The following is a 22,613-nucleotide window of genomic DNA, read 5'->3' as shown; positions in this document are numbered from 1 at the left end:
CAATTATTCAACGTTTTCAGGGAAAAGTCAATGGTTTTTACAATTTAATTTCCTACATGAACAAATCAGCGACAAGAACACCAGCAAGTCCGACAAGTGAAAGCACGGTGACCATCAATGTCCACGTTTTAAAGGTTTGAGCCATTGATAGGTTAAAGTATTCTTTATAAATCCAGAAACCCGCATCATTCACATGAGAGAACGTAATACTGCCGGCACCTGTTGCGATCACCATTAATTCAGGGCTGACACCCGTCAGGCCAATCAGTGGTGCAGAAATGCCAGCCGCCGTGAGACCGGCGACAGTGGCTGATCCTAAAGAGACACGAAGGACAGCAGCAATGAGCCAAGTCAAAAGCAGGGGAGAAAGTGTGCTTCCTTGCATGATTCCAGCAATATATTGATCGACGCCGCTATCAATGAGCACTTGTTTAAAGGCGCCGCCGCCTGCAATAATTAATAGAATCATAGCAATAGAGCCGATAGAATCCGTGATGGACTTCATCACATCCTGCATGCTCTTTCCTCTTCCAAGCCCAAACGTGTAGATGGCAAGCAGCACTGAGATTAATAGTGCAATCGCCGGTTCGCCTAAAAACTCAGCGGTTGGCAGCAATGGGGAGGATGGGAAGAAAATTTCTAGAAATGCTCTGAATGTCATAAGTAATACAGGCAAAACAGCAGTGAAAATGCTAATGCCGAAGCTAGGCATTTCTTCTTCTGTGAATTCCTTTGGATTAAATAAGTTCTTTGGGATATGTGCGTGCAACTGATCTTTTTTAAATAGTTTCGTAAACAGAAGTCCGCCTACTAAAACAGCAGGAATCGCTAAAATAATCCCAACCAATAAGGTTTGTCCCATGTTTGCCTGAAAGACATTCGCAATGGCAGTCGGTCCTGGGTGAGGAGGGAGGAAGCCATGTGTGGTGATGAGTGCAGCGACGAGCGGCATACCCACATACAGCACAGGAAGTCTTGCAGCCTGAGCGATCGTAAAGACTAATGGAATTAAGATAATGAATCCGGTTTCATAAAATAGAGCAATTCCAATCACAAACCCAGTCAGCATCGTCGCCCATTGGATTTTTCCGATACCAAATCGATCAATAAGTGTCATCGCGATCCGCTGAGCTCCGCCAGAATCAGCCATCAATTTCCCAAGCATCGCTCCAAAACCGAGAACGAGTGCCAGATGTCCGAGCGTACTGCCAAGTCCTTTTTCGACGGAAGCGATCGCTTCTAGTGGTGTCATCCCTTCTAACACAGCAACAATTAAAGAGACAATAATCAAAGAAATGAAAGCGTTTAACTTAAAGACAACCATGAGTAACAGCAATAACAAAACGCCAAGTCCAATAAACACTAATGACATGATCTTTCCTCCTTTGTGGTGCATAAGGGGGTGCAAACACCCCCTATGCCTTATCCTTCAAGTATGTCTACAGCTTCTTTTAACGTATCCTTTGCCCCAACATTTCCCGGGAAAATCACATAAGACATGAAAGGGAATTTACTTTCTTCTCCTGTTTGCCAAACAGGGATCCCTGGTTTGATTTGACCTGCCACGGTTGCACGTTTCACGCTAAGTCCTCTTGTCCCAATATCGCTGGAGGTAATTCCACCTTTGGCAATAAGATACTTAGGACGAATGGTGAGACGCTGGACAATACTTGTCACAGCATCACTAATCTGTACAGAGAGCTTTAGTTCTTCCTCTTGGCGATCATCCCCAAGATCAAGCCGTTCTCTTCTTGTATAAACAGCCACAGATTGACCAGCTGCCAACAGTGTTTCAGTTTGCTGAATGACGCGGTCAATTTCTTCGCGAAAGGCATCAGGCTTTAACACGAGGTGGGTATTAAATTCAATAAAAGCCATCTCTTTATTTTGCTCAAGCGCTTTTAATTGTTCTGTTGTTTTTTTCACATGAGAACCGATCATAATGAGACCACCATGCGGGCTTTCTTCTTGTATCAAGGCATCTTTTGTTAGTAAGGCTTGATCCCCTATACCGCCAAGTACTTTTGTGAGCGCCGCCGCACTTCTGAACATCAGCTGCTGTCCTGCTTGAATGGCTTCAATGAGAGCGGTGACAAAGACTTTGACATCATCATAATCCACCGCGTTTACAACCACCTTTTTGAAATCCTTCACACTCATGAGCTGATGTTTGATTTGATCAATGCGTAAAGCCCGCAGATCAGCTAACGAAATGTAGGTCGTGTTCTCTTTTGTGAACATTCCTTCTGACTTTTCTTCAATCCATTCTCCAAGATGAGATGATTGAAAGCCGAATGTGCGGTCTCTTGCAAATTCTGTGTCACCAGCAGGAATTAATTCATGTCCTTCCTGTACGTAATGAATATTGTCGATCGTAAAGCGTCCACCTTCTTGGAAAAAAGGAAGAAGGATTTCACCATCGAAATGGCGGGAGCTTTGCTGTTCAATGGTCGTTTTGAGTACTTCAGTTTCAAGCGGAAAGTGCCCGCGAAGAGTAGAATCCCCTCTGCTGACAATGACGAAGTCCTGATTAAGCCGTTTAGCCACCTTTACAATGGTTGCAGCGATTGTTTCGTGCACAGCGGCAGTTTCTTTCTCTGTCATACTGCGAGAATTGGTCAAAATAAAGAACATGCGGCTATCTTCAAGAAAACCAGCTTCAATGCTTTCCTCTGACCAATCGGTGAAAACAGAGACGCCATGTACGGTTTGAATCCCTGTTGGATCATCGTCTAATACAATAACTTTATGCTGAAAGCTGCTCAGTGCTTGTTCGTATGCTGATTGAATGGCCTTTGAATCTGCTTTCGGAATGGCATTCAGTATGTCAGTGCTTTGTTTCATGACCATCTCATCCTTTCTTTACTTCGACATGAGCCATTTTTTCGTAATATTGAACGATGCCGCCATGATCAAGCCCGGATTTTCCGTCCGCTTTGAGGGCGTGGAAGATTTCAAGCAGCTGACTAGAAAGCGGAAGAGGAACACCGATATCGTGAGCAGTTTCCATGACATTGGTTAAATCCTTCAAGTTGATGTCGATGCGTCCGCCAGGTTCAAAATTTCGTTCTAAGATGAGAGGAACTTTTGCATCGAGCACGGCACTTCCTGCCAGTCCGCCGCGGATGGCTTCATACATCTTATCAATGGCAATGCCTGATTTAGCAGCTAGAACGAGCGCCTCGGACATGGCCGCAATATTTAAGTTGACGATGATTTGATTGGCAAGCTTCGCTGTTGTCCCGCTGCCATTTGCCCCAACTAATACGACTTCAGTGCCCATTGAAAGCAGGACATCCTTCACTTGCTCAAAGATGGATTCTTCGCCGCCAGCCATGATGGCAAGTGTTCCGTCTATTGCCTTCGGTTCTCCGCCGCTGACAGGTGCATCGATAAATTCCACCTGATGCTGTTTGGCAAGAGCAGCTAAAGCCCTGGAGGTGACAGGAGAAATTGAGCTCATATCTACGATGACAGTGCCAGGTGCAGCTGTCGTTAAAATGCCTTGATCACCTGAAACGACTGCCTCTACATGCTCTCCTTTAGGAAGCATTGTGATGATGATATCGCTTTCAGAAGCTGCCTCAGCTGCTGAAACAGCACCTTTTGCTCCGGCTTCTTGTAACGATCGAATCGCTTCCTCATTTAGGTCAAAAACTGTCAAAGCATGACCAGCTTTTAATAGATTGAGTGCCATAGGTTTTCCCATAATACCTAGTCCAATGAATCCAATCTTCTTTGTCACGTTGTCCGCCCCCTATATAGAAAACCCTTACAAAAAGCGCTTTCTTTTCATTGTGTTAGTATATATACTATCTTTTAAATTTAATAGTAGGAAATAAACTATTGTTCATTTAATGTACATGACGTGATAGGAACGTGTCAACGGAAAATATGAAAAAAGTCACAAAAAAAGACCGGAATCAGCTCCGGTCTTTTGTGTTTATGTTTTATTTTTAGCTACGGCTAATCGAGATCGTTTCACGTTTTCAATGGCATTTGATCCTAGCTCTAAAACAGCGGAGACGTATAGTACATCAATGATCACAAGCTGGTTGATACGGGAGATCATGGAGTCTGATCGATAGGTTGTCTCTCTTGAAGAACTAAGCAGATGAAAGTCAGACCGCTTTGCGAGCTCAGATTTCGGATAGCTGGTGATAGAAGCAACCTTTGCCCCTTTTTCTTTTGCAAACTGTACGGCGTCAAGAATTTCTCTGCTCTCTCCTGAATGGGAGATTGCGACGATAAAATCGTGTTCCGTGGCGTGTGTTGCAATCATATTCATCATATGCGGATCACTGCATAGGCTCACTTCAAAACCAAGCTGCAGGAACTTATGATAAGCATCCCCAGCAATAAAGCTGGACGCGCCTGCTCCAAAAAAGACGGTTTTATGTGCCTGTTTCATGTGTTCAATGAATTGTGTGACGGCATGATCTTCTAAAATATGCTTCATATCTTGTATAGAGTTTGTTGTTAACTCTATGACCTTATGTTTAATGTCAGCTACACTATCGGTTGCCTCGATCTCACCGTATATGGATTGAGGTGTATTGGTCGCGATATCCTGTGCGACATGGACACGAAACACTTGATACGATTCATAGCCAATTTTCCTTAGAAACCGAAAGATCGTCGTTTCACTTGTGCTGCATTCAGCAGCGAGTGCACTTATAGAATGAAGCACAACTTTCTGAGGGTTTTGTAAAATGTAATTGGCAATCTTTTTCTGGGTTGGGGACAAACTATGAAACGTTGTCCGAATGTGACTAAAAATATTCTCTTCTATGATAAACACCACACTTCATCTAGCATTCTACATTAAGCATACAGGAACTTATGAAAACGGTAAACAAACCCGATGTGGAAAAATGAAGAATAATATGGAAAAAATACTTCTTTTGGTTCTTTTGTCATGGTATACTCATTTGGTAATAGACAAAAATGGGGGTTTTTACTATGACAATGAAAAAAGGCCTAACGATCAGCCTGCTCATTTTCTCACTGATTGTTTCCTTGTTTGCACCAGTTGGATCTGCTGATGCCAAACAAGCAAAAAAAGCAAAAGTAAGCACACACTATTATAAGAAGAAAAAAACGTTCAAATATGCACAGGTGAAAAATCTAAGCAAGACGCATATGAAAACCATCAATCGTGATTTAAAAGAAGATATCGCCTTCTCTTATTCTACTTACTTGTACTTAAAGGACGAAGCGAAAAAGGAAGGCTACGGGAAGGTCACGTATGAGAGAACGTATAAAACGAAATTTAACAATGGTAAGAAACTGAGTATCTTAAACTATGATTACATGTATAACGGTGGAGCGCACGGAGACACAATGGTTTCCAGCATGAACTATGTGTTAACAAAGAAAAAAACAAAGCAGCTGTTCTTGACAGACGTTGTGAAAACAAAGAAAAAGCGTACGAAAGTAAGAGATTATATTTATAACTACACAAAGAAACATAAAAGCAAATTCTACGCGAACCTGAAAAAAAGCGACATTGAAATCAACTACAACACGCAGTATTACTTCACGAAAAAGGGAATTGCTGTTGTCTTCCAGCCATATGAAATTTCACCTTACTATGTTGGAATTCCTATGATTCAAGTGCCTGCGAAGGTATATAAATAAAAAGAAAAACGACCAGATTCAGTGGTCGTTTTTTGCTGTTTATTCAACAAAAAGAGCCCCCTCATGAGGCTCTTTTATTTGGATTTATACTTGTTTAGGTGCATCGTTTAGTGGGTGACGGCGTTTTCCGTTGTAGTGGCGGCGCATACGAAAGATTTCAAACTCCGAAAGCTCTGCGCTTTTTCTTTTTTGGGTGCGGTTATCTTTTTTGAAAGAGAATAGTAAGTAGCAGCAAAGTGAAGCGATAATCAATAAAATCATCATATGACATTCCTCCAATTCATCCTATTCTTTAAGTGTAGACAGGGTGAGTGATGTTTATAACTGAAAATAAGCAGCAGAGTTGGTTTAGTTCTTAAGGTTCATTCAATCTGCTATTTTAGGTCTAAAATACTGGTTGTTTTTAACTATTATATTTCCAGTTATTTCACTCGTCAAGAAGAATTTTTTCTGGGGTTGTCTCTATTAGTACGAATAAGTGTCATAAAAGTTTCAGAAAATTGTAAACTTTTATTAAAAAACCGTTCCCGAACAGGAACGGTTGTAAACATGTTTATGCTTTTTCTTCAAATAAACGGGCAATTTCAACGATAACCTCGGTTGCTTTCACCATGTTTTCAACGGAAATAAATTCATATTTACCGTGGAAGTTTTCCCCGCCAGTAAAGATGTTTGGCGTTGGGAGACCTTTATATGAAAGCTGGGAGCCGTCTGTGCCGCCGCGAATTGGTTCAATGACCGGTGTTACTGAGCGATTTTCCATGGCTTCATGAGCAATGTCCACAATATGTTTCACCGGCTCAATTTTTTCTCTCATATTATAATATTGATCCTGAATGCTGAGAGTGATGCTGTTTTCTCCGTATGTGGCTTTTAAGTCATTTGCTATTTTTTCAAACAGTGCCTTGCGATTGTTGAATTTCTCTTTATCAAAATCACGGATAATATATTGCAGCTCAGCCTCTTCTACTTCCCCTACAAATTTCGTCAGGTGGAAAAAGCCTTCGTAGCCTTCTGTATATTCTGGAGATTCTTCAGAAGGCAGTTTGTTGTGAAAGAGCATCCCAATTTTCGCAGCGCTGACCATTTTGTCCTTTGCTGTTCCTGGGTGGACGTTGTTTCCTTTAATGGATACTTTCGCGCCTGCTGCGTTGAAGCTTTCATATTGCAGCTCGCCAAGCGGTCCGCCGTCAATTGTGTACGCATAGGAAGCGCCAAAGGCATCAACATCAAACTTGTGCGGCCCTCTGCCAATCTCTTCATCTGGCGTAAAAGCGACGCGGATTTTTCCATGCTTGATTTCTGGGTGCTTGATGAGGTAATGCATTGCTGTCATAATTTCTGCGATACCAGCTTTGTTATCTGCACCAAGCAGGGTTGTGCCATCTGTTGTAATCAGCGTATGTCCTTGGTACTTTTGTAAATTTGGAAACTGTTGTGGAGATAAAACGATATGTAGATCTTCATTTAAGGTAATGTCGCCGCCTTGATAGTTCTCATGAAGCTGCGGTTTTACATTTTTGCCGGTGAAGTCAGTGGCTGTGTCGATATGAGCCAGGAAGCCAATGGTCGGCACGTCTTTGTCTGTGTTAGATGGGATTGTTCCCATGACATAGCCGTTTTCATCCATAGTCACTTCTTGAATCCCGATGGATTTCATCTCTTCAACAAGCTGTCTCGCCAGGTTCAATTGTCCTTCAGTAGATGGGCAGCTTTCCTTTTCTGCATCTGACTGCGTATCTACCTTCACATAACTTGTGAAACGCTGAATCATTTCCTCTTTCATCTATACGTCACTCCTTTTGTAGAATACGTCCATTTTATCACGTCTTGAATGCGCTTCATAACAAGAAAGGCTTTCTCTGGCAATTAGAGAGGAAAAAGGCCTACTTTCATTAGGTAATGTGCTGAATGGTTCTTTAGGGTGATTTTTTTGGGTGTCTTTTTATTTATAATGAGGACATATAAAATCATCCATTTGTACGTTAAATTGGGAGAAAGGGGTGCGAAAGTTGGATTCTAGTCAAACGCTGGCACTCGCTCAAAAGTTTCAGGAAGCGGCTGATGAGATTCGGCAGTCCAAGCAGCTGCTGGAAAATCGGCTGAAGGCAGTAGGATCAGGCTGGCAGGGAGAAGCAAGGGATAAATTTGATCAAAGCTTTGAAGAAACAACGGCACGCTACGATCAATTTGAAAAAGATTTGCTTGAAACAAGTCAGGAACTGCGGGATGCAGCGGTCAAAATTGAGGAGCGTAAAGCTGAAATTGCCAGAATGGAAGAGCTTGAGCGAAAGAGACGAGAAGAACGGAGAGAAAGAAACCGAGAAGGGAGATGATGTGATGGCACGTGACATTGTGGTTGATCCAGATCAGCTGACAGGGCTGGCGAATGATTTTGTAGGCGAGCTGTCAGCCATTGAAACGAAGCACCGCGATTTACATAGTGAACTGGACGGGCTGATTTTAGGCTGCGATCCTCGGTATAGAAGCTGTTTTTCTGGTGTCGGGGATGCATGGGGAGCAGGACAGGCATTAATCAGCAAATTGAGCAGTGATGATATTGCCATTCGTCATGCAACGGATAAAATGGTCGAAGCAGATGATATATTGCGGAAATTGTACAGTATCTATGATCAATATGGTACACTCACGAACTTAGCTGGTATCGTGATGATGCAGGCGAAATATTACGGGCTTGGGATGACGACTTTCATTAAAGAGAATGGCCGATATGCAGCGCAGCATTCAAAGCTGCTGCTTGATCTGACCAGCCGGGTAGAAGGAACGAGATTTGACCGGTTAGCAAGGATTTGGCTGAGTAAAAAAGAATTATTAAAACGATCGAACTGGCCGATGGCTGACTTGGTCCATAAGAAATTCACAAAATTTTATCCTGACGATACAGTTGCGTTCACAAACAGTGTTCGTGATTTTACAAAAGGAAGTATTAATTGGAAGGACACGGCTGCGATTAAGTCTGTTCTGAAAAATGGTGCAAGATTTGCGAAAGGAAATGCCATTATTGCAACAGTTGTCACTGGTGCAACAGAAACGGTTGGCTGTGGATTGAAAATTGCCGAGAACTATGCAGAATTCGGAGATCAACCCGAAGTTCTTAAGCGTGAAAATGCAAAGGCTGTTGGAAATGCAGTGAACAATACGGTCTTTATCGCTGGCGGTTCTGTCGCAGGTGCCGTTGTCGGCGGTGCTCTTGGCAGCTTTGCAGGTCCGATTGGAACCGTTGTTGGCGGCGCCATTGGTTCAGCAGTAGGTGGATTTATTGGAGAAAAAGTCGCCAAGCTGACATCCGGTTTTGCTGAACAGATGGCAGTGAAATTAAAGGACCCGATTCATGCAGTCGTGGATAAAGGGAAAAAAGCATTCGAACTGGCGGGTCAAGGTGTGAAAGCAGTGAATGATACCATTGATCAGGCAAATCAGGCGATACATAAAGGGATAGAAAAAACAAAAGAAACCGCAGATTCGCTCATAAAGGGTGCAGGCGATTTCTTTAAGGGTGCATTTTCTTTTGGATAAGGAGAGATCAAGTTGGATCAGCTAAGTCTAAGTATTGAGGAACTCATCTTTAGTTTTTACAGTGAAGGCTATTTTGAACAAGGCATGTCCTTAAAGGAGGCCTATTATCCTGAAGTAGAGGACGAGCGCCTTGGGTTTTTATTTGAAATTGCGTGCCGCTCTTTGCTTGCAAAAGGTGTACTGGAATTTCGAAACAGACAATACCGTTATAAAGCAGAATACCGCCATTTCATTCAGGCGATGAATGATGCCTCTCACACGATCAAGGCATCTAAATTTGGAGACACAGACGAAGAAGTCAGCACCTCTTTTCACACAACACAGGCCGGTGTATATGCGCATCATACGCTTTATGATCAACAAGTACATCAGATTCGCAAACTGGACGGCGATCAGCAGGCAGAGGAGCAAGTGACAGCCTTTTTCAACCTACAGATGAATGATCACCCTGAACCTGTCATCAGCCTGCAGGCAGAGGAATTTGAAATGCTGTTAGAGCAAGCAAGCGAAGCGAAAAATGAGTGGCCATCCTTTCTGAATAAAGCAGAGAATCAAGAGCTCGTGAAGGCATTTGTTTCTGATGTACAGACGAGAAAAGGAAAGATGGACTCCCTCATGAAGGTCGTCTATGACAAAAATAATACGCCGGAAGTGGAGTCCATGATATTTGTGATTCCAGGTGAGAACCAATCGTGGCTTGTATCAGGAATAAAAGAAAATGAATTTCGCATTGAGACGGCTCATCTAGACGGGTTACGTTCTATATTCTAATGGAGAAAAGGAGAATGACGCTTGAATCCAAGTGAAGTAATAGAAGTAAGGAGCAGACCTTTTTTAAGAGTATGGGCATTCTTAGCAACGGGCGGCTTCGGTATTATCGGTATTTGGTTATTTTCAGAAGCCCTTACATTTGAATCGAACTATACATTGTTTTTATTTTTAGGCGGACTATTAGGTATTGTCTATGGCTGGATCTCCTTTTTGATGATTTTGCCTGCTTTTACGAAGAGGGGAAATGTGATTTTTCGCATTCAGCGCGGAGAGAATGGCGCTGTGCTGCACCGGGAGCGAATGATTCCTTTTCAAGATATTCAATCAATTGACATGCGCAGGCATCGTTACAGTATAAGAGGATTTCTTTTCATGGATGTGCTCATTCGGAAAGTAGATGGGAAATTGATCAAAATTCCAGCGTACAGCATTTTAGATGAAGAAGTATTTGAACAGACCGTCAAACAGGAGATCTATCCATATTTACATCAGACAGCCCAAGAAAATTGGAGACAGCAGCATGGCCAAGGAGAAGAGAAGACCGACTAAGCTGTTTTTGTCAGAATTCTATAGGATGAGGCGCCACTTTTTCGAAGAAATCGTGTATGATGTCAGTAAAGACTGAACACTCGAAAGAGGCGATGAGAGATGGATAAAGAGATGGTAATCGACCTCGTCACAGAACAAATGGCACGGATTCGAAGAGAAAAGAATTATACGCAGGATCGTATGGCGGAGGTACTTGGTCTATCGAAACGGCATCTGCAGCAGGTTGAAAAAAACAGGCTGCGTCTCAACTGGACGCAATCCGCGGCCGTATGTGCATTATTCAGAGATAGTGACATTTTGAAAGGAACCCTAGGGGATGACCCGCTCGAGATTTTGGAAGTTGTGGCACATGATGAATTACATCTATCAGTAGAGCGTACGATTGGCGGCAAGGTTTGGTGGAGGACGTCTGTCAAAAAAGGCACGTTTCGCCTTCAGCAAAATGTACTTAGTCAGCATTACCGCATCTTAGATGAGGAGAATTATCGCTATTATAGTTCGTTTAATAAAGAAGAAGCGAAGCGGCGGCTAGAGGAATTAAGCCAGCTGTCTTCTCCATATTGAGATTGGAAAAGGAAAGAGAGGCACCTGTTTATAAGGTGCCTCTCTTTTCTGTGTTTATACTTTTAGAGTGTTTTTCGCCCGAATAAAGGCAACAAGCTGTTTGATTTCTTCATCATTTAGGGGAACGCCGTCTACATAAATGGTTCCTTCTTTTGCTTCCGTCAGTTCAATTTTGATATCAGAGATTTTGCGTTGTATCTCTGGCTCGTCCGTTCTACCAAGTAAAAAATCAATGGACGTATCATACAAATCAGCCAGCAGCTTCACTGCTTCAAGCGAAGGTCGTCGGTACCCAGATTCGTAACCGGCATAGGTGCTTTTGGCGATACCTAGGCGATCTGCCGTATGCTGGAGAGACCATTTTTTCTTTTTTCTAAGGGTGGTTAAACGATCGAGTATCATACATGAACGCTCCTTTATTTACAACAACAGTATATCATATTTTGACATAGAATGTACGCGTTATGCGTAACAATTTCTTGATTAATTCGCGTTATGTGACTATAATGGCAATGAAGGTACGCGTAAAGCGTATATTATAGAATAGCACAAGCTAGCTTATAATATGTGTGACAAACGAAGTAATTTTACGAAAGAGGTGGACCTGTTGAAGAAATTATTGCTTTTAACGACTGGTGGGACGATTGCATCTGTAGAGAGTGAAAATGGTTTAGCTCCAGGTGTTAAAGCTGAGGATCTTTTGAGCTATTTAAACGAAATTAATGCAGAATATACAATGGACACAAAGTCCCTAATGAGTATAGATAGTACAAATATGCAGCCTGAATACTGGGTTGATATCGCAACAGCCATTTATGAGAATTATGATCAGTATGACGGGTTTGTCGTTACTCACGGAACCGATACAATGGCCTATACATCAGCAGCGCTGTCTTATATGCTGCAAAACCCTGATAAGCCGATCGTGATTACAGGTTCACAAATTCCGATTACTTTTAAGAAAACAGATGCGAAGAAAAACATCACAGATGCCATTCGCTTTGCATGTGACGGTGTTGGCGGCGTGTATGTCGTGTTTGATGGCAGGGTCATCCAAGGAACACGTGCGATCAAACTAAGAACGAAAAGCTACGATGCATTTGAAAGCATTAACTACCCATATATTGCATCAATTGAAAACCATCAAATTGAATACAATAGCAAAGTAAAAAGAACACCAATGAAACCGCTTAAATTAGATGCATCCTTGAACACAGATGTGTGTCTGTTAAAATTGCACCCAGGCCTGAAGCCTGAGTTTTTAGATGCAGTCAAAAGCATGTACAAAGGCGTTGTCATTGAAAGCTACGGCAGCGGCGGAATTCCTTTCGAAGGAAGAAACCTTTTAGAAAAGATCAACGAATTGCTGGAAGAAGGCATTTCTGTTGTCATCACCACTCAGTGTCTGGAAGAAGGAGAAGACATGAGTGTGTATGAGGTAGGACGCAAGATCAATCAAGAATTGGTGGCACGTTCAAGAAATATGAATACAGAAGCTATCGTGCCGAAACTGATGTGGGCACTAGGCAAAACAACAGATCCAAGAGAAGTCAAAAAGATTATGGAAACACCAATCGCAGAAGATTTAGTGATTTAACTATTCTATAGAAAGCAGGTCATAAGAGATGGTTCAAGCAACTTATCGCTATGAGAAGGATTTTCTTGGTGAAAAAGAAATTCCAGCAGACGTGTATTATGGGGTTCAAACCCTTCGTGCAAAAGAGAATTTCCCGATTACAGGATATCGGATGCACGAGGAACTAATTAGAGCCTTTGCCATCGTGAAAAAAGCAGCAGCTCAAGCCAATATGGAAGTTGGACGTTTATATGAGGGAATTGGAAATGCCATCGTTCAAGCGTCTGATGAAGTCATTGAAGGCAAGCTGCACGAGTACTTTATTGTCGATCCAATTCAAGGCGGCGCAGGAACGTCCATGAATATGAATGCCAATGAAGTGATTGGAAACAGAGCACTAGAAATCATGGGACATCAAAAGGGTGAATACATCCATTTAAGCCCAAACACACATGTGAACATGTCGCAATCAACGAATGACTCATTCCCAACGGCGATCCACATTGCTGTGCTCAAGCAGTTAGACATTCTGCTTGAAACGATGCAAGTCATGCAGGACGTCTTTCAAAAGAAAGCGAAAGAATTCGATCATGTGATCAAAATGGGACGTACGCACCTTCAAGATGCTGTTCCCATCCGTTTGGGACAGGAATTTGAAGCTTACAGCCGTGTGCTGAGCCGTGATATTAAGCGGATCAACCAATCAAAGCAGCATTTATATGAAGTCAATATGGGTGCAACAGCTGTTGGGACAGGCTTAAACGCAGATCCTCGTTATATTGAGATCGTGGTGAAGAAGCTCGCTGATATATCTGGTCTTCCTCTTGTAGGCGCAGAGCATCTCGTGGATGCAACGCAAAATACAGATGCTTACACAGAAGTATCCGCCGCTTTAAAAGTATGCATGATGAACATGTCTAAGATTGCCAATGACCTTCGTTTAATGGCATCTGGTCCGCGCGCAGGTCTTGCTGAAATCGCATTGCCGGCCCGCCAGCCTGGATCATCCATCATGCCTGGGAAAGTCAATCCAGTCATGGCAGAGCTCATTAACCAAATCGCATTCCAAGTCATTGGGAACGACCACACGATCTGTCTTGCTTCTGAAGCAGGCCAGCTTGAGTTAAATGTGATGGAGCCTGTTCTGGTCTTTAACTTGCTTCAATCTATTAGTATAATGAATAACGGATTCCGCTCATTCACAGATCATTGCTTAGCGGACATTGAAGCAAATGAAATACGTTTGAAAGAATATGTAGAAAAAAGTGCAGGCGTGATCACTGCCGTGAACCCTCACTTAGGCTATGAAGCAGCCGCTAGAATTGCAAGAGAAGCCATTTTAACAGGACAATCGATCAGAGATCTTTGCTTGCAGTACGATGTTTTAACGGAAGAAGAACTTGATATTATCTTAAATCCATACGAGATGACAAAGCCTGGTATTGCGGGTGCAGAGCTCCTAGAGCGATAATAATATCAAAAATTTTATTTTATTAATATGTGGAATTGCCTGTGAAAAAGAGAAAAACAGGCAATTCACTTTCTTTCGAATTGACACACTTTTTTCACAATATTTTGAAAACGCTTAACGCACGCACAAAGGGAGGAAACACAATGAAATCACCACGTCTACCATCTATTTTAGAAGTCGTAGCTGTACTTGGCTTGTTTTTAGCGATTGTTTTATCATTTACTCTTTACTTCAAATTAGATATTCAGCTAGCATTGTTTATCTCATGGTTTATGGTTATTGCTTTAGGTATTCGATTGGGGCATTCATACAAAGATCTTCAAAATGCCATTACAAAAGGGATATCGAATGGTTTAGAGGCTGTTTTGATTTTAATTGCTGTAGGTGCACTTGTTGGAACATGGATTGCCGGCGGAGTGGTACCCACATTAATTTATTATGGACTGGAATTTATTCATCCTAATATTTTCTTACTAGCTACACTGATTATCTGTTCCATTATGTCTGTTGCTACAGGAACATCATGGGGGACAGTTGGAACCGCAGGTATTGCCATGATTGCGATTGGTGAAGGTTTGGGAATTCCATTACCTATCGTGGCTGGTGCTGTTTTATCTGGAGCTTATTTTGGCGATAAGTTATCTCCTTTATCTGATAGTACTGTGCTTGCTTCCTCACTTTCAAAAGTGGACGTGCTCGCACATGTTAGAGCAATGATGGTCTTATCCATACCTGCATTTGTCATAACTGCTATTATGTTTACAATTACCGGGTTTATGTATGGCGGAAAAAATATTGATCAAGGAAAAGTAGAGTTTTTGAAACAAGCACTGCAAGATACATTCACGATTAATATTTGGATGATCATTCCGGCGCTTATTGTTGTGCTATTACTTGTCTTGAAAAAGCCTTCAATGCCTGTTATTGCGATTGGTGCGCTTCTTGGCGCAGTTTGGGCAATGGCATTCCAAGGAATGAATCCAGCCGATGCACTTGGTACAGCTTATAATGGTTTCTCTATTAATTCAGATGTAGAATTCTTAAATACATTGTTAAACCGCGGTGGTATCGTTAATATGTTAGGGTCTCTAGTGGTGATTATCCTGGGACTTGGTTTCGGTGGAGTACTAGAATATTTAGGCGTATTAAAAGTCATCGTCGCGACATTTGAGAAAAAATTACATAATGCAGGGAATGTAACGCTGTCTACACTCGTTGTTGCGTTCTTCGCCAATATCTTTGGCTGTGCGATGTATGTATCGTTAATCCTTACACCAAAAATTATGGAAAAGAGCTACGATAAATTAAAGTTAGACAGACGAGTTTTATCCAGAAACTCTGAGGTCGGTGGTACGCTTACGTCTGGTATGGTTCCATGGTCAGATAACGGTATTTACATGGCAGGAATTCTCGGCGTATCGACATTCTCTTATTTACCATTTATGTGGTTGAGTTTTGTTGCCATTGGTCTTGCAATCATTTACGGATATACAGGTAAATTCATTTGGTACGTGAAAGATCAACAAGAAAGAGAAGAATCGGCCTCATAAGCCGTTTGCAAAAGCCGCTCCTGAACGGGGCGGCTTTGTTTGTCCTAGGACCGTGAGACTATATGTGACATATAGCAAACGAACAGGAGTTTAGACCTCCTATAAATGAGGTCGAAAGGGGTGGTGTGAAGCAGAATGAAAGCATATTTATCCCATAAAAAGGGCACAAATCCCTATTCAAACATGAGTCTTTGAACCTTATAATAACAATATTGGAAAAAGTGCTATTCACCTTGCGCTCGTTTAGAGAGACTCTAAGCAGCGTTTTTATTTTTTGACAGGAGGAGGAACCCATATGAGCTTATCGGATATGCTGTCTGCCCTTAACGGTGGCATTTCAAATAAAAAAGCAGAAATTGAAGAGAAAATCGCTCGGCTCAAAAAGGCGAAAAGCAAGGTTGAACGTGAACAAGATGCGGCAGAAACAGATTTAAAGCAAATCAAGCAGCCAAAGCTTGGGACCTCTTGGAAAGGTGAGCGAAGCCAGGATTTCAAAACAGACCGAAATGAAGCACATGATGCGCTGCAAACGATCGTGAACGATCAATACCCACGCTACGTGAGCCGTATCGAATTCAAAATCAGTACATTAGAAGCAGAACAAGCTGCTTTATCCTTTGCCAGTTCCTTAGCTGGAGACGCCGCACGTCTTGCTGAAAAAGGAGAAGACGCAGTAGAGGATGCAAAACGCTTGATCTCAAAAGCATGGAGCAGCTTGTAAACGAGTTTCATGCTGAACAAATCTGGAGGATATCACAATGGGACAAATTAAGTTAAACTACCAAACAGTCATGGATAAACTAGATGAAGTCTCCCAAGCCGTCGAAGCTTTAGCGATGAAAAAAGCAGCAGATAAAGCGGGTGAAAACAGCCTTGAATTTGTAACCAAGTGGACGGCACGTGAAGCAGAAGTGAGCGAAATGGTCTCAAGCTTTAAAGAAGCCTTAATTAAAAATGTTCAGGATACACGCTCTAACGTGAAAACATTAAAAGAACAAGACGAAGCGATTGCTGCAAAATAATCAGCACAATCGCTTTTATTTATGGGTACCATTGACATAATGTGATTGTGGTATTAAAGTCTCATATAAAATTCAGGGTGTAAGACCTTGTATTATTCCGTTTTATTTCCAAATGCGTCACTAAAAGGACACCTTTTCCCTATTTAAGCCTGAGGCTTTTCGCCTTATACTATACTTAATGAAAGCAGAACGATAGAAATGTCAGGATTGGAAAAATCAAGTGAGTCGATGGTTTCCAAAGGCGCTCACGCCGTGCTTTCGTATGAGGTCAGATAGAGGTGGATGACATGAGTTTATCCGAGATGCTGCACCATCTGCATATGGGAATTGAGAACAAACGTGCAGAATTTGACGAAATGATCTCTCGGTTAAAGACAGCCAAAAGTAATATTCGAACAGAACAAGATCTTGCCCAGTCAGATATCAAAGAAATTAAGAAGCCTGCACTAGATTCGTCATGGAAAGGCGAGAGAGGAACCGACTTTCATCGCCACCGGAAAGATGCTTACAGCGTGATGCACGACGTCGTCAACAATGAATATGAAAAATATATAACAGAGATTGATCAAAAAATCTTACACTTTGAATTGAAAAAAATGGAGCTGGCTGTTGCCAGTAATTTTGCAGGAAGAGCTCAGGACGTGATGGAAAAGGGCGAGGATTTTGCAAAGGATGTTAAACATTTGATTGAACGGGGCTGGAAAGCTCTTTAAAACCATAAACGAAACAGCCGTCTTATAAAAGGGCGGCTGTTTTTTTGTTTAGTCACATCCACCACCGCCGCTGTCGCCTGAATCACTCCCGCAGGAGGCTTCAGAAGCGTGATGGGTATACGAATCAGTATATGTGCTTGTCGTTGAGCTATGATGTGCTGAACGCTTAGCAGATGCACGTTTATCATTTGATGCGAACAAGCTGGCAATGATGGCTCCTAAAAAAGCTAATATGATAATGACAACAAACATAAAAGCATCCCTCCTCTAGTTTCATATTCATACGAATGAGCCATATCTAGGTTCCCGATTTGAAAGAAATACTGGGCAAAGAGTTCTATTTTCGTTTATGATGATAGGCAAAAGTAAATGCCAAGGGAGGAGAGCCCATGCTATCTCTACGTCAGGAGGAGCTTCTGAAACGATTGATGCAAGCGGAGCAGGAACTGACAAGTGAAGAAATTGCCCGTGTGATCGGAGTCACATCACGAACCATCCGCACAGATATGAAAGCGCTTAAAGTGATCTTAGAAGTACATGGTGCCGCACTGCATATTAAACGCGGGGCAGGGTATACATTGAGCGTTGAAGATTATGGAGCATTTCGTACATTTTTGAAAACCTCACTGAGAGAAAGGAATGAGAAAAAGGAACCGTCCATTCCCAATCAGCCTGAGGACCGTGTGGCTTATCTATTAAAAAGGCTGCTTCTATCAGAAGACTATATCAAATTAGAGGGATTGGCAGAGGAATTATTTGTGAGTGAATCTACAGTGAAAAATGATTTGAAAGCTGTCAGGCACTTGTTTTCATTGCATGGACTTTCTATATCGCACCGGCCTAAATATGGCCTTCGTCTGACAGGCGATGAAATGAAATTAAGATATTGTATGGCAGAGCATGTGTTTCAGCAGGAGCATGCGAATGCTGCACTGTTACCTGAAGAAACGTATCAATTGATTCAGGACATCGTGCGTTCACGTACAAAAGCTACCGGACTTCATCTATCAGAAATCGGTTTAAGTAATTTAGTGACCCACATTGCCATCGCATGCAAACGAATTGAAGAAAAAAAGCTGGTCAAGATGCCAGAAGCGGAATTGAAAGAAATTCAAGTGCAGCCAGTTTTTCAGGTAGCTCAACAAATGGCAGAAGATATTCGCCGCGTATTAGCGATTGATTTTCCGTTATCTGAAATGGCGTACATTGCGATTCACTTAATGGGAGCAAAGATGATGGCATATGGAGAGGCTGGCCATACGCTATTTCATCTGCTGGACGAAGACCATTTTCGTTTCACTCACCAATTGCTTGCTTATGTAGAGGAGCACATGTCACTTGATATTCAGTTTGATAAGGAGCTGATCGTTGGTTTAAGTCTTCATTTGCGTTCTGCCATTCATCGCTTTAGATACGATATGAACATCCGAAATCCTTATTTACCAGACATTAAAAGGCATTATCCCATTGCGTTTGAGGCGGGTGTTTATATGGGCAGATGGCTGAAGGAAAAAGAGGGTGTTGAGATTCCTGAGGATGAAATCGGATATTTGGCACTTCATATTGGGGCTGCAATCGAGCGGACAAAATCACAGCATGTAAGAAAGACATGTCTTATTGTGTGTGCGACGGGTGTCGCCAGCAGCCAGCTTCTTCTTCATAAACTCACGGCAGCTTTTAACGGAAGGCTGGAGATCGCTGGAACTGCAAGTGTCGGGGAACTTCCTTTGTATGATTTAAGAAGCATTGATTTTATTATTAGTACCATTCCGCTTCAGAATACATTGCCGGTGCCAGTCATTGATGTACATACGATTCTAAGTGACGATGATATTGTGCGGCTGAAACGATTTGTGCAGAATTCACAGGATACAGGAGTTTTGCGGTATGTGAGTCCGGCGCTGACATTTTTTCAGCAAGATCTCCAATCAAGGGAAGAGGTTCTTCAATTTTTTGTGAACGTGCTAAAGGAGCAGCATCGAATCCCAGAAGAGTTTGAACAATTATTGCTAGAAAGAGAGCAAGTATCACCCACATCTTTCGGTCATTTGGTTGCGATTCCTCATCCAATTAAACCGGCAACAGATGACACGTTTTGTGCGATCTGTACGTTGAAAAAGCCGGTGCTGTGGGGAGAAGATCGAGTACAAGTCGTATGCTTGTTAAGCATCCAGAAGACGTATCAAAAAGAATTACAGTCGCTTTATCAATTTCTTGTGCGGCTGACAGAACGGAAGGAAGTGGTGGAACAGCTCATCAAAGCCGCTTCATTTGAAGAACTGACAGCTGCGCTTCAAGTATTGGAGCATCCAAATGAAAAAACGCGGCACCCATTTCCGCATCTGTGAGGAAAAAGATTAGATGTTAATGAAAGCGCTTTTAAAATAACATCAAAAAGGAGGATGATCACGAGTTTTTGCAAAGGGGGAGACGGATCATGAGCTTCAAGGAGAAAGCGGCAGATGTCATGGGGCATGTGGCTTATCGCATCACCAACCAGAAATATATTATGGCGATTAAACAGGCATTTGTCACACTGATGCCGATCATCATTACAGGAGCTTTTGCTGTACTGGTGGCGAATATGATCATGAGCCCGGAGACAGGGCTTGCGCATTTTGAGATATTCAGGTTTTTAGCAGAGCTTCAGCCTATTATGAAGGCAATCAATTATGCCACGCTGAACTTTTTAACCATTGGGGCTGTGTTCCTCATTGGGATTGAGCTTGGGAAAATCAACGGTCACAAGTCTCTGTTCCCAGGATTGATGGCATTGATTTCATTTATATCTGTTATTCCAACGACACTTCTTCTTGAAGTCGATGGATCGATGCGTGAGGTTGTTGACGTGTTGGCAAGACAATTTTCTGATCCAAAAAGCTTATTTTTAGGGATGATCATTGCGATCGTATCTGTGGAGATTTTTTGTAAGCTGACCGAGGTGAAATGGCTGCAAATCAAGATGCCGGATTCGGTTCCGTCGAATGTGGCAACATCTTTTTCGTCACTTTTCCCATCGATCATTACAATTACAATCATTAGTTCATTCGGCTTTGCATTTCATCGTGTGACAGGCATTTATTTGCATGAAGCAGTGTATAACGTGGTGCAGCGTCCGTTAGAAAGTGTTGTACAGGGGCTGCCTGGGATTTTAACGTTGATGTTTGTGGCGCAATTTTTCTGGGTGATCGGCATCCATGGCAACCAGATGATTAAGCCGATCCGGGAGCCGCTCTTATTAGGATCGATTGCAGTGAATATGACAGCATTTCAAGAGGGGAAAGAAATCCCGAATATCATCACAATGCCGTTTTGGGATGTGTATATGAGCATCGGTGGTTCAGGTGTGACCATTGGTCTTTTGGTTGCGATTTTTATTGCTGGGAGAAGGGAAGAGATGCGAAGTATTGCCAAGCTCTCATCTGGACCCGGACTGTTCAACATCAATGAACCCGTTATTTTTGGATTACCTGTGATGCTAAACCCTGTGATGGCGATTCCATTTATCGTCACACCGCTTGTGACAGGTACGATTGGTTATATTGCGACGGCTACAGGATTCGCTGGAAAAGCGGTCGTGATGGTGCCGTGGACGACACCGCCGCTTGTGAATGCATGGCTTTCCACCGCTGGCAGTATGGGAGCTGTCATTACACAGCTTATCTGTATTGTGGTTGCTGTTTTCATCTATTTACCGTTTGTACTCTTGTCTAACCGCAAGCCAGAAGCGGCACCAGATTCAGAATAAATATTCAGACGAAGAAAAGGGAGGCGGCGACATGAACAGAATTGAGATTCCAAGTGATTTTATCCTAGGTGCTGCGGCTTCTGCTTGGCAGACCGAGGGATGGAAGGGAAAGCGGGCGCATCAGGACTCTTACATCGACTTATGGTATAAGGAAGGATATCACGTGTGGCACGAAGGCTATGGTCCTGCTGGTGCGACAAACTTTTACGAGCGCTACCCTGAAGATGTAGCCTTAATGAAAGAGATTGGGCTGACACATTACAGGACATCGATCAATTGGTCGAGGTTTCTCATAGATTACGAGAATGGGATAGTAGATGAGGCCTATGCTCGTTACATTGATGATCTGATCAATGAATTAATCGCAGCAGGTGTAGAACCAATGTTTTGCTTAGAGCACTATGAGCTTCCTGCCGTTTTGTTTGAGAAGTACGGCGGATGGTCATCAAAGCATGTCGTCGAGCTGTTTGTACTTTATGCAGAAAAGGTGTTTGAGCGCTACGGAGACCGGGTCAAGCATTGGTTTAGTTTTAATGAACCGATTGTTGTCCAGACACGTGTTTATCTAGATGCGATACGATATCCGTTTGAGCAAAATACGAAGAAATGGATGCAGTGGAACTATCATAAAGCTCTGGCAACAGCAAAAGTGGTGAAGCTGTTTCAGGAGATGGGGTTGAAGGAATCGGCAGGAGCCAAAATCGGTGTGATTCTCAATCCAGAAATGACGTATGCAAGATCGTCTGCCCCGCATGACCAAGAAGCGGCACGTATGTATGACTTGTTTTTTAATCGAGTGTTCTTAGATCCTTCCATCAAAGGGGAGTATCCAGAGGAACTGATCGATGTGTTGAAAAAGCATGATATTCTTTTCGACTCGACAGAGGAAGAGCTTCAGATCATCAAGAATCATACGGTGGATGTCGTTGGGCTTAACTTGTACTATCCGCATCGTGTCAAGGCACCGAGTAAGGCTTGGAACGAAGGAACACCTTTTCATCCATCCTATTATTACGATATGTTTGAGCTTCCAGGGAGAAAAATGAATCCTTTCAGAGGCTGGGAAATCTACCCGAAGATTGTCTATGATATGGGGATGAGAATAAAAGAAGAATACGGAAATATTGAGTGGTTTGTGGCCGAAAATGGCATGGGTGTCGAAAAGGAAGAACGGTTTAAAACAGAAGACGGTATCATTGATGATCAGTATCGCATTTCATTTATCAGCCAGCATTTGAAGCGGGCACTTCAAGCGAAAGCAGAAGGATCAAATTGCACAGGCTATATGCTTTGGGCATTTACAGACAATGTCTCACCGATGAATGCTTTTAAAAACCGCTACGGATTAGTCGAAATCCAGCTGGAGAATGAACGAAATCGTCAGCTGAAAGCATCTGCGTATTGGTATCAGACATTAATCAAAACTAGGGAACTGACAGTTGAAACAGAAGTCATTTATCAATAGGAGTGAT

23 protein-coding genes are annotated in these 22,613 nt (G+C 42.5%); 15 read left to right on the top strand and 8 right to left on the bottom strand.

Annotated features, from left to right (window positions below; genetic code table 11):
- Window positions 1-52 precede the first annotated feature (52 nt).
- The 4 genes from NSU11_RS18860 to NSU11_RS18845 all read right to left on the bottom strand — a co-directional run bounded on the left by NSU11_RS18860 (window position 53) and on the right by NSU11_RS18845 (window position 4,801).
- Window positions 53-1,372 (bottom strand): gluconate:H+ symporter, encoded by a 1,320-nt coding sequence (locus tag NSU11_RS18860; RefSeq protein ID WP_024423918.1) that lies wholly within the window; start codon window positions 1,370-1,372, stop codon window positions 53-55.
- 50 nt (window positions 1,373-1,422) lie between these two features.
- Complete coding sequence (locus NSU11_RS18855) at window positions 1,423-2,844, bottom strand: four-carbon acid sugar kinase family protein (RefSeq protein WP_285710718.1); 1,422 nt, start codon at window positions 2,842-2,844, stop codon at window positions 1,423-1,425.
- Window positions 2,845-2,851: 7 nt separating this feature from the next.
- Window positions 2,852-3,745 carry a 2-hydroxy-3-oxopropionate reductase gene (gene garR, locus NSU11_RS18850; RefSeq protein WP_034624128.1) on the bottom strand — a complete coding sequence of 298 codons (894 nt, stop codon included), beginning with the start codon at window positions 3,743-3,745 and terminating at the stop codon, window positions 2,852-2,854.
- 198 nt (window positions 3,746-3,943) lie between these two features.
- Window positions 3,944-4,801 (bottom strand): MurR/RpiR family transcriptional regulator, encoded by an 858-nt coding sequence (locus tag NSU11_RS18845; protein ID WP_171464800.1) that lies wholly within the window; start codon window positions 4,799-4,801, stop codon window positions 3,944-3,946.
- A 161-nt stretch (window positions 4,802-4,962) separates the two neighbouring features.
- On the opposite strand from NSU11_RS18845, the gene NSU11_RS18840 reads away from it, so the two are divergent.
- Window positions 4,963-5,640, top strand: a complete 678-nt coding sequence (locus NSU11_RS18840) for a DUF3298 and DUF4163 domain-containing protein (RefSeq protein ID WP_025093777.1) — start codon at window positions 4,963-4,965, stop codon at window positions 5,638-5,640.
- An 84-nt stretch (window positions 5,641-5,724) separates the two neighbouring features.
- Here the strand turns inward: NSU11_RS18840 and NSU11_RS18835 are convergent, their stop codons facing one another.
- On the bottom strand, window positions 5,725-5,904 hold the full coding sequence (locus tag NSU11_RS18835; RefSeq protein WP_008345664.1) for a hypothetical protein: 180 nt from the start codon (window positions 5,902-5,904) through the stop codon (window positions 5,725-5,727).
- A gap of 289 nt (window positions 5,905-6,193) precedes the next feature.
- Window positions 6,194-7,426 carry a peptidase T gene (gene pepT, locus NSU11_RS18830; RefSeq protein ID WP_171464799.1) on the bottom strand — a complete coding sequence of 411 codons (1,233 nt, stop codon included), beginning with the start codon at window positions 7,424-7,426 and terminating at the stop codon, window positions 6,194-6,196.
- A 226-nt stretch (window positions 7,427-7,652) separates the two neighbouring features.
- Between pepT and NSU11_RS18825 the strand changes: the two genes are divergently transcribed.
- From NSU11_RS18825 to NSU11_RS18805, 5 genes are all read left to right on the top strand, one after another.
- Entirely contained in the window at window positions 7,653-7,976 is a 324-nt protein-coding gene (locus tag NSU11_RS18825) for a WXG100 family type VII secretion target (RefSeq protein ID WP_024427532.1), read from the top strand.
- A gap of 4 nt (window positions 7,977-7,980) precedes the next feature.
- The gene (locus tag NSU11_RS18820) at window positions 7,981-9,177 is read left to right on the top strand and encodes a DUF6861 domain-containing protein (protein ID WP_171464798.1); all 1,197 of its coding nucleotides are present in this window, start codon (window positions 7,981-7,983) and stop codon (window positions 9,175-9,177) included.
- Window positions 9,178-9,189: 12 nt separating this feature from the next.
- Window positions 9,190-9,948, top strand: a complete 759-nt coding sequence (locus NSU11_RS18815; RefSeq protein ID WP_171464797.1) for a hypothetical protein — start codon at window positions 9,190-9,192, stop codon at window positions 9,946-9,948.
- Window positions 9,949-9,969: 21 nt separating this feature from the next.
- Complete coding sequence (locus NSU11_RS18810) at window positions 9,970-10,497, top strand: YfjD family protein (RefSeq protein WP_061110270.1); 528 nt, start codon at window positions 9,970-9,972, stop codon at window positions 10,495-10,497.
- A 99-nt stretch (window positions 10,498-10,596) separates the two neighbouring features.
- On the top strand, window positions 10,597-11,061 hold the full coding sequence (locus NSU11_RS18805) for a helix-turn-helix transcriptional regulator (protein ID WP_025093780.1): 465 nt from the start codon (window positions 10,597-10,599) through the stop codon (window positions 11,059-11,061).
- Window positions 11,062-11,115: 54 nt separating this feature from the next.
- On the opposite strand, the gene NSU11_RS18800 is transcribed toward NSU11_RS18805, so the two are convergent.
- Window positions 11,116-11,463: a helix-turn-helix transcriptional regulator gene (locus tag NSU11_RS18800; RefSeq protein ID WP_024427528.1), complete on the bottom strand. Its 348-nt coding sequence runs from the start codon at window positions 11,461-11,463 to the stop codon at window positions 11,116-11,118.
- A 205-nt stretch (window positions 11,464-11,668) separates the two neighbouring features.
- Between NSU11_RS18800 and NSU11_RS18795 the strand changes: the two genes are divergently transcribed.
- The 6 genes from NSU11_RS18795 (at window position 11,669) to NSU11_RS18770 (ending at window position 17,393) form a co-directional block, all read left to right on the top strand.
- A complete protein-coding gene (locus tag NSU11_RS18795; RefSeq protein WP_024427527.1) occupies window positions 11,669-12,658 on the top strand; it encodes an asparaginase in 990 nt (329 codons plus the stop codon).
- A gap of 28 nt (window positions 12,659-12,686) precedes the next feature.
- A complete protein-coding gene (gene aspA / locus NSU11_RS18790) occupies window positions 12,687-14,108 on the top strand; it encodes an aspartate ammonia-lyase (protein ID WP_034624136.1) in 1,422 nt (473 codons plus the stop codon).
- A 143-nt stretch (window positions 14,109-14,251) separates the two neighbouring features.
- Window positions 14,252-15,658 (top strand): Na+/H+ antiporter NhaC, encoded by a 1,407-nt coding sequence (nhaC, locus tag NSU11_RS18785; protein WP_034281362.1) that lies wholly within the window; start codon window positions 14,252-14,254, stop codon window positions 15,656-15,658.
- Window positions 15,659-15,953: 295 nt separating this feature from the next.
- The gene (locus NSU11_RS18780) at window positions 15,954-16,379 is read left to right on the top strand and encodes a DUF5082 family protein (protein ID WP_024423906.1); all 426 of its coding nucleotides are present in this window, start codon (window positions 15,954-15,956) and stop codon (window positions 16,377-16,379) included.
- Between the two features lie 37 nt (window positions 16,380-16,416).
- Window positions 16,417-16,680 carry a YwqI/YxiC family protein gene (locus tag NSU11_RS18775; protein ID WP_024423905.1) on the top strand — a complete coding sequence of 88 codons (264 nt, stop codon included), beginning with the start codon at window positions 16,417-16,419 and terminating at the stop codon, window positions 16,678-16,680.
- Between the two features lie 287 nt (window positions 16,681-16,967).
- Window positions 16,968-17,393, top strand: a complete 426-nt coding sequence (locus NSU11_RS18770) for a DUF5082 family protein (protein ID WP_024423904.1) — start codon at window positions 16,968-16,970, stop codon at window positions 17,391-17,393.
- A gap of 48 nt (window positions 17,394-17,441) precedes the next feature.
- On the opposite strand, the gene NSU11_RS18765 is transcribed toward NSU11_RS18770, so the two are convergent.
- Window positions 17,442-17,645, bottom strand: coding sequence for a hypothetical protein (locus NSU11_RS18765; protein ID WP_024427523.1), 204 nt, complete (start codon window positions 17,643-17,645; stop codon window positions 17,442-17,444).
- Window positions 17,646-17,782: 137 nt separating this feature from the next.
- On the opposite strand from NSU11_RS18765, the gene NSU11_RS18760 reads away from it, so the two are divergent.
- From NSU11_RS18760 to NSU11_RS18750, 3 genes are all read left to right on the top strand, one after another.
- Window positions 17,783-19,741, top strand: a complete 1,959-nt coding sequence (locus NSU11_RS18760) for a BglG family transcription antiterminator (protein ID WP_171464796.1) — start codon at window positions 17,783-17,785, stop codon at window positions 19,739-19,741.
- A gap of 89 nt (window positions 19,742-19,830) precedes the next feature.
- Window positions 19,831-21,141, top strand: a complete 1,311-nt coding sequence (locus NSU11_RS18755) for a PTS transporter subunit EIIC (RefSeq protein WP_024423901.1) — start codon at window positions 19,831-19,833, stop codon at window positions 21,139-21,141.
- 31 nt (window positions 21,142-21,172) lie between these two features.
- Window positions 21,173-22,606 (top strand): glycoside hydrolase family 1 protein, encoded by a 1,434-nt coding sequence (locus NSU11_RS18750; protein ID WP_171464795.1) that lies wholly within the window; start codon window positions 21,173-21,175, stop codon window positions 22,604-22,606.
- Window positions 22,607-22,613 lie beyond the last annotated feature (7 nt).

Origin of the sequence: Bacillus sp. FSL R5-0712, from assembly GCF_038593285.1 — a bacterium.
Classification (GTDB): domain Bacteria; phylum Bacillota; class Bacilli; order Bacillales; family Bacillaceae; genus Bacillus; species Bacillus safensis.
The sequence above is the reverse complement of the archived record's forward strand: the minus strand, read 5'-3'. Positions and strand labels throughout refer to the sequence as shown.

Excerpts from the sequence above, each read along its gene's own strand:
- NSU11_RS18800 (WP_024427528.1), bottom strand. The coding sequence starts at position 11,463 with ATGATACTCGATCGTTTAACCACCCTTAGAAAAAAGAAAAAATGGTCT.
- NSU11_RS18820 (WP_171464798.1), top strand. The coding sequence starts at position 7,981 with ATGGCACGTGACATTGTGGTTGATCCAGATCAGCTGACAGGGCTGGCG.
- NSU11_RS18780 (WP_024423906.1), top strand. The coding sequence starts at position 15,954 with ATGAGCTTATCGGATATGCTGTCTGCCCTTAACGGTGGCATTTCAAAT.
- NSU11_RS18760 (WP_171464796.1), top strand. The coding sequence starts at position 17,783 with ATGCTATCTCTACGTCAGGAGGAGCTTCTGAAACGATTGATGCAAGCG.
- nhaC (WP_034281362.1), top strand. The coding sequence starts at position 14,252 with ATGAAATCACCACGTCTACCATCTATTTTAGAAGTCGTAGCTGTACTT.
- NSU11_RS18805 (WP_025093780.1), top strand. The coding sequence starts at position 10,597 with ATGGATAAAGAGATGGTAATCGACCTCGTCACAGAACAAATGGCACGG.
- NSU11_RS18860 (WP_024423918.1), bottom strand. The coding sequence starts at position 1,372 with ATGTCATTAGTGTTTATTGGACTTGGCGTTTTGTTATTGCTGTTACTC.
- NSU11_RS18770 (WP_024423904.1), top strand. The coding sequence starts at position 16,968 with ATGAGTTTATCCGAGATGCTGCACCATCTGCATATGGGAATTGAGAAC.
- NSU11_RS18755 (WP_024423901.1), top strand. The coding sequence starts at position 19,831 with ATGAGCTTCAAGGAGAAAGCGGCAGATGTCATGGGGCATGTGGCTTAT.
- NSU11_RS18835 (WP_008345664.1), bottom strand. The coding sequence starts at position 5,904 with ATGATGATTTTATTGATTATCGCTTCACTTTGCTGCTACTTACTATTC.
- NSU11_RS18750 (WP_171464795.1), top strand. The coding sequence starts at position 21,173 with ATGAACAGAATTGAGATTCCAAGTGATTTTATCCTAGGTGCTGCGGCT.
- NSU11_RS18765 (WP_024427523.1), bottom strand. The coding sequence starts at position 17,645 with ATGTTTGTTGTCATTATCATATTAGCTTTTTTAGGAGCCATCATTGCC.
- NSU11_RS18840 (WP_025093777.1), top strand. The coding sequence starts at position 4,963 with ATGACAATGAAAAAAGGCCTAACGATCAGCCTGCTCATTTTCTCACTG.
- NSU11_RS18855 (WP_285710718.1), bottom strand. The coding sequence starts at position 2,844 with ATGAAACAAAGCACTGACATACTGAATGCCATTCCGAAAGCAGATTCA.
- NSU11_RS18775 (WP_024423905.1), top strand. The coding sequence starts at position 16,417 with ATGGGACAAATTAAGTTAAACTACCAAACAGTCATGGATAAACTAGAT.
- pepT (WP_171464799.1), bottom strand. The coding sequence starts at position 7,426 with ATGAAAGAGGAAATGATTCAGCGTTTCACAAGTTATGTGAAGGTAGAT.
- aspA (WP_034624136.1), top strand. The coding sequence starts at position 12,687 with ATGGTTCAAGCAACTTATCGCTATGAGAAGGATTTTCTTGGTGAAAAA.